The organism is Bacillus sp. K2I17 (assembly GCF_002209985.1).
GTDB classification, from domain to species: domain Bacteria; phylum Bacillota; class Bacilli; order Bacillales; family Bacillaceae_G; genus Bacillus_A; species Bacillus_A wiedmannii.
This window is the reverse complement of the sequence record NZ_NJGF01000010.1, coordinates 1-12,482: the sequence shown is the minus strand read 5'-3', so window position 1 is coordinate 12,482 and position 12,482 is coordinate 1. Positions and strand designations below refer to the sequence as shown.

Annotated in this window: 8 protein-coding genes and 1 pseudogene; 1 reads left to right on the top strand and 8 read right to left on the bottom strand. The window is 34.3% G+C overall.

What is annotated here, in order from left to right; translation table 11 throughout:
* Positions 1 to 8: 8 nt before the first annotated feature.
* The 7 genes and pseudogenes from CER22_RS13800 to colA all read right to left on the bottom strand — a co-directional run bounded on the left by CER22_RS13800 (position 9) and on the right by colA (position 9,953).
* Positions 9 to 701 carry a response regulator gene (locus CER22_RS13800; protein ID WP_088061768.1) on the bottom strand — a complete coding sequence of 231 codons (693 nt, stop codon included), beginning with the start codon at positions 699 to 701 and terminating at the stop codon, positions 9 to 11.
* Entirely contained in the window at positions 701 to 2,311 is a 1,611-nt protein-coding gene (locus CER22_RS13795; protein WP_088608947.1) for an ATP-binding protein, read from the bottom strand. The genes CER22_RS13800 and CER22_RS13795 overlap by 1 nt, the downstream gene beginning before the upstream one ends.
* A 152-nt stretch (positions 2,312 to 2,463) precedes the next feature.
* On the bottom strand, positions 2,464 to 3,324 hold the full coding sequence (locus CER22_RS34200) for a methyl-accepting chemotaxis protein (RefSeq protein ID WP_371399490.1): 861 nt from the start codon (positions 3,322 to 3,324) through the stop codon (positions 2,464 to 2,466).
* Between the two features lie 81 nt (positions 3,325 to 3,405).
* A pseudogene (locus CER22_RS34195) lies at positions 3,406 to 4,440 on the bottom strand (HAMP domain-containing protein); the annotation flags it as partial.
* A gap of 234 nt (positions 4,441 to 4,674) precedes the next feature.
* On the bottom strand, positions 4,675 to 6,249 hold the full coding sequence (locus tag CER22_RS13785) for a flotillin family protein (protein WP_000154996.1): 1,575 nt from the start codon (positions 6,247 to 6,249) through the stop codon (positions 4,675 to 4,677).
* A 12-nt stretch (positions 6,250 to 6,261) separates the two neighbouring features.
* Entirely contained in the window at positions 6,262 to 6,810 is a 549-nt protein-coding gene (locus CER22_RS13780; RefSeq protein WP_001173145.1) for an NfeD family protein, read from the bottom strand.
* A 245-nt stretch (positions 6,811 to 7,055) separates the two neighbouring features.
* Positions 7,056 to 9,953 (bottom strand): collagenase ColA, encoded by a 2,898-nt coding sequence (gene colA, locus CER22_RS13775; RefSeq protein WP_088608946.1) that lies wholly within the window; start codon positions 9,951 to 9,953, stop codon positions 7,056 to 7,058.
* 268 nt (positions 9,954 to 10,221) lie between these two features.
* Between colA and opuD the strand changes: the two genes are divergently transcribed.
* Positions 10,222 to 11,772: a glycine betaine transporter OpuD gene (opuD, locus tag CER22_RS13770; protein WP_046956767.1), complete on the top strand. Its 1,551-nt coding sequence runs from the start codon at positions 10,222 to 10,224 to the stop codon at positions 11,770 to 11,772.
* 212 nt (positions 11,773 to 11,984) lie between these two features.
* On the opposite strand, the gene CER22_RS13765 is transcribed toward opuD, so the two are convergent.
* Positions 11,985 to 12,482: LPXTG cell wall anchor domain-containing protein (locus CER22_RS13765; RefSeq protein ID WP_142293481.1), on the bottom strand; the 498-nt coding region annotated here is incomplete at its 5' end.

The following is a 12,482-nucleotide window of genomic DNA, read 5'->3' as shown; positions in this document are numbered from 1 at the left end:
TTTTTTTGTTATGAAGAAACAAGAAAATACCTTCTTTCTGGTCTCCCTACACTCCCATATATAAGCTCCGCATGAACTTTCTTTCCAGATATTAAATACTCTAAATAACGCCTCGCTGTTGATCGGCTTACCCCAACCATTGAGCTTAACACTTCTGCCGTAATACCTTCTTCATCAACTGCTAACATATGCTTTTTTATTTTTGCTAAAGTTAAAGGATCTATCCCTTTCGGGGCATATTCTATTTCATTTCCCTTTACGCCTCTTTGAGACCATAAATGTTCAATTTGTTCTATAGATAATTGATTAGTTTTTTTTAACTGCACAATCTTTTTTTGGTAACTTTCCAAACTCGCTTTAAATCGATCAAACATAAGTGGCTTTACGATATAATCTGTTACTCCGCCTCGTAGAGCGTGCCTCACTACATCTGTTTCCGATGCAGCTGTAATCATAATAATATCTGTATCATGCAAATTATTCCTAATATATGTGACAAGTTCGGTTCCTTGCATATCAGGTAAGTACACGTCTAATAAAACGAGTTGTGGCTTCACAAACTCTAGCCATTCTTTCGCTTGTTCTCCAGTCGTTGCTGTTCCAATTACTTTAAATCCCTCAATCTTTTCAGTAAAACGACGATGAATGTCCGCAATTCGAATATCATCTTCTACAATCAATACTTCAATCTCCTCACCCATTACAATTCGCCTCTCTCTTTTGGTAATGCAATAATAAATAATGCACCACCTAAATCCCCTTTTTCGATTGCAATACTTCCATTTAAATCTTCTACTAACTCTTTCACTTTTGCTAATCCATATCCTCGTTTCCCGCCTTCTTTCGTCGAGAAGCCTTTATAAAATATGCTAGTAATGACTTCATCATGAATCCCTTGTCCTGAATCTTCCACTTCAACTACTATCTCTTCTCCAATATCAGTTACAAACATCCTTACCTTCTTATCATTCTCTTCATTTCTTTCAATTGCTTCAAATGCATTCGTAATTAAATTTCCTAAAATAGAAACGACGTAATTACTCTCAATATGCGGGCTTAATTTATCTAAGCTACTTTCTCGATCTAGCATAAAATCAATCTTTAACTCTCGCGCTCTATTATAGAATCCAATTAAAATTCCACCTAACCATGGATTTTGAATTCGCTTCATAATAAATTGAACAAAATCTTGATATACCGCTGTTTCCTTATGAATAAGCTCTAAAGCATCTTCATATGATTCTAACTGGATAAGACCTGAAAGCGTATACAACAAATTGTTATATTCATGCGTTTGCGCTCGTAATGCCTCTGTATATTGCTTCGTCTGAGATAACTCTGCTGTTAACTGATCCATTTCAGATTTCAAACGTAAGCTCGATACGACGCCAGTTACTTTATTTTTCACTTTAATAGGTAGACGGTTCGCAATAACAGCCTGCCCTTTTATATTTAATTGACGATCAAACTGTTCTTCACCAGTTTGAAGTACATCTAGTATCGTTGAATTAGGAATTACATTTAAAATAAATTCTCCAATAATATTACGCTGTTCATCTAACGAAAGAATATCATAAGCCGCTTGATTGACTAAACTAATCATGCCATTGTGATCAATTACAATAATCCCTTCACGTACAGATTGAATCACTGTACTATGCTCTTCATATAAAGATGAAATTTCTTCTGGCTCCATCCCAAACATCATTCTTTTTATACTTCCGGCTAAATATATAGAACCAATTATCCCGATTAAAAGACCTATTACTGTAATCCAAAATACACGCTTTCCATATACTTCTACCGCTCCATGAATATCATCCATTGAAAATCCAACAGACACCACGCCTATAATTTCATTTTCCTGATTACGGATTGGAACTTTGCCGCGTAATGAAGGACCTAATGATCCAGTTGCTTTCGAAATATAAGATTTTCCTTCTACTAGAACTCCTTTATTATCTCCACCAACCATTGCTTCTCCTATTTTATCTCGCTTAGGATGTGCATATCGAATCCCCTCTTTGTTTCCAACTACAATAAAATCAGCATCTGTATCAATTCGAATTTTTTCTGCAATTGGCTGAATGATAGAAGCTGGGTTTTCTTTTTGAAAAGCTTCCGTTATTTCAGGTATAGCAGCAACTGTTTTCGCAACATGCAAAGCCCGTTTCCCAATTTGCTCTTCTACCGTTTCAGACAATATGTAATAAAATAAATAACTTGTTAATAGAAGTACGACTAGAATAAGTGTACTAATTGTTATTGTGATTCTCGGTTGTAGTTTTAACTTTTTAAATTTCAAAACCATTCCCCTAACATAATTAAAGATAGAATTTAATGAATTTACAGTCTTTTGCGATTACAACTAATCATAACACGGTTACTCTATATTTCTTTATTTTTATCTTCACAAAAAAAGAAACGAAGTACAATTACTACCTCGTTTCTTAACATTTTTTATTACACTTTAAATTTCCCAATCATCTCTTGTAATTCTTCTGCCATTTGCGATAAATGAACTGCTGCTGCATTGATTTCATCTACCGAAGCTAATTGTTCTTCTGAAGAACCAGCAATATTTTGAACGCTTGCTGCATTTTCTTCAATTGTAGCTGCAATTTCATTAATAGATGCACTAACTTGTTTTGCATCTACTGTCATTTGTTCCGCTACTTCTACCATACTATCAATTTGTACAACTGTATCATCTGTAGACTTCAATATTTCAGCGAAGCTTTGCTTCGTTTCATTTGCAACTACAAGTCCTGATTGTACTTCTGTTCCAACTTGCTTCATAGAGCTTACTGTTTCTTTTATGTCAAATTGTATCTCTTTTACTAGTTTTCCAATTTCCGTAGAAGACTGTCCTGATTGTTCTGCTAACTTTCGCACTTCATCTGCTACAATTGCAAATCCTCTTCCTTGTTCTCCAGCTCTCGCAGCCTCAATTGCAGCATTTAATGCTAATAAATTTGTCTGCTCTGCAATATGTTGAATTACCTCAAGGATTGCTCCAATTTGTTTCGACTTATCATCTAGCAAAACAATAACTTTATCTGATTGTGAAACAGACTCATGGATTAATTGCATTTGATTCACCGTTTGTTCAACTAACTTCCCACCATCTTCAGCCTTTTTCTTCGTATACATAGATGCTGTGGATACTAATGAAGAACTGTCTGCCACACGTTGAATTCCTTCTGTAACTTCTTCTAATAATGTTGCGCCTTCTTCGACTTCTTTCGTTTGTATTTCCGCTCCACTCGACACTTGCTCTATCGCTTGTGTAATTTGTTCCGTTGCTTCACTCGTCTGCTTCATACTAGCTGTTAATTCTTCTGAAGATGCCGCTACATGACCTGCTGAAGTATTTATATTGGAAATGACATTCTGTAATGATGCTGCCATCTCGTTAAAGCTTTCTCCTAACTGTCCAATTTCATCTTTAGAATGAACTGTAATGGATTCTGTTAAATCGCCTTCACTAATCTTTTTCGACGATATAACAAGTTGTTTTAACGGATTAATAATAGAAGCAATTATGAAGTAAATTAAAATCCCGCCAATTATTAATGAAATACCAATAACAGTTATCGTTTTATAGAAAATAGGTTCAGCAGCTTCAATAATTTCTTTTGCAGGCATAATTCCTGCTATTTTCCATCCAGTTATCTTATTTGTTTTAAAAGTGATATGACGATCTTCACCATCTAATCTGAAATTAAAATCACCTGTTTCTTGTTTGTACAACTCTTTTTCAAGTTTCTCTTCTACCTTATCACCTGGCTTCATCGTTGGATGTGCTACCACATTTTTATCTTGATCAAAAATTGCTACATATCCACTTTTACCGATATTAACCATCTTTGAAGTGTTTACGATATCATTAATAATTAAATCAATACCAAGAACACCGCTCTTATCCTCATTTTGTTTTGCTATTGTAATAACAATATTTCCTGTCGTTTTTGATTTATATGGAGCTGTAATAATTACTTCTCCACTTTTTTTCACTGCCTCTTTATACCAATCTCTTTCTGTAGGATTATATCCTTCTGGCATTTGAATAGACGGTGATTGAATAAACTGCCCATTGCTGGATCCAGTATAGATGGCTTCCAGTTCTGGATGTAACTTATTATATTCTTCTAGTTTATTTTGGATATTTTGTATTTGATCCGTTTGGTAACTTGATTGTGTAAATAGTTTCGTAAAATAAACTGCATCTACTTTTTTACTATCCAATTCTTTATTAATTACATTATCCAAAATTTTTATATTGTCTTTCGCCGATTGTGAAATCGTCTCATTAAAGTTTGTCTTCGCTTGCTGATAAGACGTCCAACCAATTACAATACTTGGAAGAATCAAAATGATAACAAATGACACAAGTAACTTTGCTTTTAAACTACTACTCCTTAATTTCCCTTGAAACATATTTCTACCCCTCCATACCGTTTTAAATGTAATTGTTTTACATTTAATTTCTTTATATAAATCATACGATTCAAATGTATCAACTCTTTCTCTATTGAAGAGTTGATACATACCTTTTTCATTCTATATAAATTAAATAATTAAAACAATATATAAAAATGTATATTATTCGAAATATTATAATTCACAGAAGAACCTCTAGTATCTCACTTACTAGAGGTTCCTACCGCTTTACTATTCTTTATCTTTTTCTACTTCTTTTTTCGCATCTTCTACTACAGATACAACAGGTTTATCGTTTGATAATTGTTGTACTGCTCCTTTTCCAGCAAATCCTTCTAATAACTCTTTTAAATCAATGCCAGAAGAAGCTTTTAATGTTTCTTGCATCGTTGCCATTAAATCAGTCGCATAACCTGCAACTTTTCCGGCACCGCTATTTTTACCACCGCCACCTGTATCGACAACTGTAATTTTATCAATGTTGCTAAGTGGGCTTGCAACTTCCTTCGCATAACTTGGAAGCATGTTAAGAACCATATCCATAATCGCCGCTTGGCCATATAACTCAAATGCCTCTGCAATTTTTTGTTTCGCTTCCGCTTCTGCTAAACCTTTTAATCTGATAACATCTGCTTCCGCTGTACCTTGTGCTTTTTGTACTTCTGCTTTTGCTTGACCTTGCGCTTTTTCGATTTCCGCCTTCGCTAAACCTTCTACACGAACTTCTTCTGCACGTGCTCTTGCTTCCGCTTCAATTTTATATTGATCTGCATCTGCTTTTTTCATTTGTTTTACTTTTTCCGCTTCTGCTGATTGTTCAACAGCATAGCGATCTGCATCTGCCTTTTTCTTTACTTCTGCATCATATTGCTTTTCACGACGCGCAATCTCTTTTTCTTCTAATTCAATTTGCTTTTCACGCTCAATGATTTTAACGCGCATTTGCTCTTCTGTAACACCTTGTTGCGCTTTTGCTTGTTGTAATTCATAGGAAAGATCTGCATCTGCGCGAGCTTGTTCTTGGTCTCTCTTATAAGATTGTACTTTTAACTCTTTATGTTTTTCAGCTTCAGCGATTTGTGCATCACGTTGATACTCAGCTTCTTTCGCTTCTTTCTCAGCACGAGCTTTTTCAATTCGCGCCTCTTTTTCACGCTCTGCATTTGCAACTGTTGCATCACGCTTAACCATCGCAATTTGTGGCTGACCAAGTGCATCTAAGTAACCGTTCTTATCCATGATTTCTTTAATTGTAAAGGAAACGATGCGAAGTCCCATCTTCTTTAAATCTGTAGAAGCTACTTCATGTACCTTTTGAGCAAATTGCTCTCTATTACTATAGGCATCTTCTACTGTCATAGAAGATAAAATAGCACGTAGATGCCCTTCTAAAACTTCTTTTGCTTCTATTTTCAACTCTTCTGTTTCTTTTCCTAAATATTGTTCAGCTGCTGTAGAAACTTCTTCAATGGTAGACCCTACTTTAATAATAGAAACACCATTTACTGTAATCGGTACACCTTGTTTCGTATACGTATCACGTGTTCCCACTTCTAATTTGTAGTTTAATAGACTTAAAGGCTCTGCTCTTTGCATAATCGGAACTACGAAAGTACCGCCTCCACGAATAATCTTAATCTTCTTTCCATCATCAGTGGTAACTACATTTTTCCCGCCACCAAGCCAGTTTCCAGTAACAATTAATGCTTCATCTGGTCCAACTGTTCGATACTTTGTAATGAATACTAAAATGAGTAGAATTAAAATTGCGAGTAATACTCCACCGATAATTAATGGAATCGTCATGTAAATTCCCCCTTATAATTTTGGTTTCTTTAAAGAATAAGCAATGTTCTGTACAAGCAGAACACCATCTTGGACTCCCTCGATAATAACTTCAGTTCCTTGTGAAATATCTTTCTTTCCAACTGTTTTAGCTAGGATTGCATTGTTTCCAAATTGGGAGGAAATTAATACTTCACCAAACCCTTCTGTAGGAATAGTCGTAATGACCTCTCCCTTACAACCAATAAATTCATCCATACGCTGCACAGTGTTTTGTTCTGCTTCTGCAATCGGCTTTAAAATTAATATTTTCATTATGAAAACACCAATAAAGGATATAGCAAATGCAGACCCGAAAATAAGAATGCTATTAAAGGAAAATAAATATTCTCCTATATAACTAAGTCCACATAACATGGCGAAAAAACTAAGTAATAAAGTAACAACGGATACAGATCCGCCTCCAAAACTAAATATGGATTCAAATATATCTCCAAAAAAGATATAAATAACAGTGAGTATAGTAGCAATAATAAATCCGTATAAATAAATTGTTTCAAGTGGATAACCAAACAAAGCCATTTCTTATCCCCCTCTCTTAAACAATCCCTTTTTTGTTATGTGTATGCCCACCTCTTTCAAAGATTATAGTTCTTAATTTTCAGTTATTTACCCTTTAAAGAAAAGCCTGTAAGACAGGCCCCTAAAAAAGAACAGGAGAAACCTATTGTGACAGGCTCCTCCTAGTAAATAACCGATATATTATATATCTATATAATATACTATTTCCCACAAAAAGTAAAGTTAAACATACATTGGAAAAGCACTTATTTTACTGATAATTCGTACGTTCCATCGCCATTATCATATTTATATACATACAAATAATACTTACCTGGTTTTGCATTAAATTTTGCCTCTATATGATTTCCATTAGCTTGACCGTAAGCGGCATAATTTTGCATATCTGATTCATGATGAAGCACCCATGTCATCCCGATTCCATACTCATTTAAAACGGAAATATCGATATTTTTCGTTGATGCTACATTAAATGTATAAACATCGGTGTGATCTCCGCCGATAAGGCTACCTTTTATAGTAGTGTTTAGCCCGATACGATTTGCTTCCTCTGGACGATTATTTGGTTCTAATTCTGTTAAACTTCCATCTTTAATCGTAACAGTGGTTTCGTTTCTGCTCTCTTTACCTTTATCATCTTTTACTCTTAACGCTACTTTATAAATTCCTTCTCTTTCATATGCATGTATTGGATTAACTTCTGCACTTGTGCTGCCATCTCCAAATTCCCATAAATAAGAAACAATTTTTCCATCTTCATCATTTGAGCCATCACTTTTAAATTGAATTCCTTCTTTTACAAGCCCATTATAAGGTCCATTTATATTAACCGTTGGAGCTTTATTTTCTCCATCATCTTTTGCGATACCGTGGAAAACTACATCATATTCAAATTCATTTGAACTATTCACACGATAATTGACGAAGTATGCTGTAACAGTTTTGTAGCCACTCCATTCTTTTTGCGCCAGTTGTTCTAGTGCTTCATTTACTCGTTTACTCATTTCGTTCCAATCTTCAGATTCACCTTTTGTTACACTACCTGTAAATGTGCCTTCTAGTGTAAATGTATTAAAGAATTGGGAGCTATGTTTTGTCATTTTTGCCTCTTTCATTGGCAACGTATCACTAATTTCTTTCTCTACTGCTGTTAACGATTTTGGTTCATGTTCAGCTAAATAATCATCTGCTACTTCCGGTACATTATATTTATCTTGATTATCAATTAGCTGTTGCATATACTCTTGATACTCTTTATTTAGTTTAGAATCTTTACTTAAATTCTCACGATAGGCATCATAATTTTTCACGTCATTTGCACGAATTAAATCTTGAATTTTATCAAATGTTTCAAATTGATGTGTATATAAATAAGATTGCAATGCGAACGAGTAATTATAGAAATCCCAAGAACCATATTTAGCAAATAATGTGCGCTCTGCTGTATAACGGCTTGCAGGATCAGATGATAATCCACTAATGATGCTCTTTCTCGGTACTACATTATTTGTACGAGTAGATCCTGCGAAAAATTCTGCATTTCCTTCTTGGAACCAAGTTAATCTCTCATTTTGATACATATCTCCTCTTCCAAATAAACCTGGCACTTCAAATCTCCCTTGAAGATAATGAGTAAACTCATGACGGAATAACTCTTCTAAACTATAAATACTTTGTTCTGGCGTACGCTCATATGTAAAGAATGTACCTGTTTCTTCTATATAAATGCCACCGTTGTTTGTTTCATATCCATACAGTTGTCTGTTTAACTGATATTCGTCTGGAGTATTATAGATTACTATCGTTAATACGTCGTCTGCATTACCTGGCTCTAATGCTTTGTCATTCCCAATTACACGATGATACTGTGCTTTTACTTCCTTTGCAGCCCAGTATAGTCTCTTAATTTTTTCTTCTGATACTTTATCTCCTGTTTTAAATACGATAGATCCATCGTCGAATGTATACGTTTTTGGTAAGTACTGTTCTTTTCCTTCTTTACGTATCGTCTCTAAATCTACAGTATTACCGCTATAATCTTTTCCGTTATAATTTGTTGTAATTTGTTCTACTGCAACAAAATACGACTCACTTAAACGCGGATACATATGCATTGCTTGTGTAACAACCTCTAAACCTTTATTTGGATTACTATGAAACTTCCCTAAACGACTAGCAAAATAAATTCCATTATTAACGAGCCACTTATTTTCTGGTGTTACTTCATTTAAAAGAGCAATACGATTTATTTCATTAATAAATCCATCTATTTTCCCGTACCACATTGTATCTTTTGCTTCTTTACGAGTTTCAAATAAATAAGATTGCATATCATAATCAATACCTTGCATCATATCGTATACAGCTTGTCCTTTCATACGATCGTCTACATACGTATGAAGATTATCATTGTATTGTTTTAAAATATTCGATGCGTATTGAACCGTTTCCACATCACTTGAAGCATTACTAATTAATTTACCGTATGCAGATACGACTGCATCTTGCTCATATGTACCAAGCTTAAAGTTTGGATTGGCTGCAATTGCTTTTAAAGCAGGTAAACATTTATCCTGGAAGCTTCTCTCATTTAAATCACTTAATTCATTATTGTAAAATGCGAGATAAAAAGCTGAACGTAACACTTCTGTAAACGTTTGAATTCCTTTTGAATCATCTTTCGTAAACGTACTACCTCGGTGAGCTAATTCATCTATAACTGCTTGCATTTTCCCTTTGTCTTTATAAAAAACCTTTGCATCTTCATTGAACTGGAATAAGTCTGTAATTTGATTCCATTTAATACTTCCTAGCGTTTCAACCAATTCTTGATTATTCATTTTGTTTAAATCAGCCATTGAATAGCTTTCTTTAATTTGCTTTACTTCTGAGCTCTTCATAATAGATGCTGGTCGCTGTGAAAAGTCTCCTACTTTTAAACGTTCTTGAAACGATAATGTTTCCTCTGCTTTAGAAACATGTCCAATCTCATCTACTGGTTTTTCAATCCCAACTGGTTTCGAATGCAATACATTGTATGGCACCTTTTCTTCTGCTGATACATTCGTTTGAATTGCTCCTAACGATAGCGCCATTGTACTAATACTAAGCATCACTTTATTAATCTTTGATTTCTTGTTCATATCATTGCCCCCTATTTATATATTCCCTTGAAGAATTTAACATAAAATCTAGATACAACAATATAAAATGCAATATTTCATATTATTTCTTCCTATATTTTGTACATATCGTGAACAGACTTACCTTTATCTAACCTCCAATAATTATGAATCCATAGCGATTAAACTGTCCTTTTACACAAGATAAAAATCGAATTTTTTGACAATTAATCTTTTAATTGTTATAGTTAATATAATTGTTAACTTTATTAAACAAAGGTGGGATTCTATGATAAAAAAAGAAAACAGTGTATTTTATATCTCCATCTTGCTAACAACATTATTCATCATATGGGGAATTACCCCGGCAAGTTGGATACAAGGCTATGATTTGCAAAGTGTTACATCTTCCTTAAACTCATTTATCCTCAATAAATTTGGATGGTTTTACTCTCTACTTATGACCGCAATGATTATTTTAGCCACTTATTTAGCATTTTCTAAGTACGGTTCTATTCGTCTTGGTAAAGATGGAGAAAAACCACAGTATAGTTATCCATCTTGGCTATCCATGTTGTTTGGAGCAGGAATGGGAATTGGATTGCTCTTTTATGGAATCACTGAACCGATTTCACATTTTACAGATCCATTAACAGGAAAAGCAGGTACAGAGGAAAGCGCCAAACTCGCTATGCAATATTCATTTTTCCACTGGGGACTCTTTCCGTGGTCACTATACGCGATGGTTGCTTTAACAATTGCATATTTCACATTCCGTAAACAAAAAGGTAGCACAATTGGGGCTACAGTTACTCCATTATTTAATCGATCGAAAAATTCTCCTATCGGAAAAACAGTCGATATTTTGGCTGTTTTAGCCACAGTATTCGGTATTGTGCCATCTGTTGGGATTGGTGCTCAACAAATCGCCGGAGGATTAAGCTATTTATTCCCTTCTATTCATAACACTGTACTTACACAGCTTGTACTTATCGCCATCTTCGCTGTTTTATATTTAACAAGTGCACAAACAGGCTTAGATCGTGGGATTAAATATTTGAGTAACTTAAATTTCTCTCTTGCAGGTATTTTACTCGTCTCCTTTTTACTTTTAGGACCGACTGTATTTATTATGAAATATTTCACATCTACACTCGGTTCTTATATCGGAGCTTTACCTAGTATGGGATTAAATTTAGGAGCATTTAATGAAAAATCTTCTTCTTGGATTGAAAACTGGACTATTTTCTATTGGGGATGGTGGATCTCTTGGTCTCCATTCGTCGGTACATTCATCGCTCGTATTTCTAAAGGGCGTACAATAAAAGAATTTATTATTGGAGTTGTATTAGTCCCAACTCTTATCTGTACATTTTGGTTTGCAGTATTTGGCGGTACCGCTATCCATATGGAAATGTTCCAATCGCTTGGTATAGCTGATGAAATCGCAAAAAATGGTACAGAGATTGGATTATTTGCTGTTATTTCACACCTACCGTTCTCTACATTTTTAACAATTATCGGGTTAATTTTAGTAGCCACATTTTTCGTTACTTCTGCTGACTCGGCAACATTTGTTGTTTCAATGCAAACGAGTAACGGAAGCTTATCACCGAAAAATAGTTTAAAACTTATATGGGGATTAACAATCGCGATAATTGCTGCTATTTTATTACAAGCTGGAGGATTAAATGCACTGCAAATAGCAGCTATAATTGCTGCGCTACCATTTTCTATCGTAGTTGTTCTTATGGTCATTTCGCTCTTTAAGGAGCTTCGAAAAGAAGATGTTAATTTACAAGCAAAAGAAGTTCCGCAAAAAATAAAGAAGGTTATGTAACGATTAGCACCTCTCCTAAAGAAGAATTCGGTCCTCCGATTAGTCCTGAATCCATTATTACTGAGGGCTGCAAAATAAATTAAATAAAACCCATTCGTATGAAATATAATTTTCATACGAATGGGTTTTTACTCTATTATATAGTGTTGTAAACATGCTTTCTTCTTAACACCTTATATAACTGTTTTACATTATAATAAGATTAAGCGTTTTTATTTCTTAAATAATCTCTTTCTAAATACAAACATACTCAGTGCTGAAAGAACTAATGCTAAGCCACCAAATAAAGATACATTATTTTCTTGACCACCTGTTGCTCCTAGCGATTTCTTACTTTCTTCTTGCTTAGTAACTGCTGGTTTATTTTCTTTCACACTTTGATTCGCTACTACTTTTTCTGCCACAACTTGATTATCCACGTTTTTTTCTTGAACTACTGCGGATTGATTTACTGCGTCTTTTGAACCTTCAATTTCTTTTCCTGTTTCTTTTACCGGCTCTTTTTCTTCTTCTTTCGATTCTTCAACTTCTTTTGACGGTTCCTTTACTTCTTCTTTCGATTCTTCAACTTCTTTTGTTGGCTCTTTTTCTTCTTCTTTCGATTCTTCAATTTCTTTTGTTGGTTCTTTCACTTCTTCTTTTGGTTCTTCAACTTCTTTTGCTGGTTCTTTTTCTTCTTCTTTTGATTCTTCAGCTTCTTTTGCTGGTTC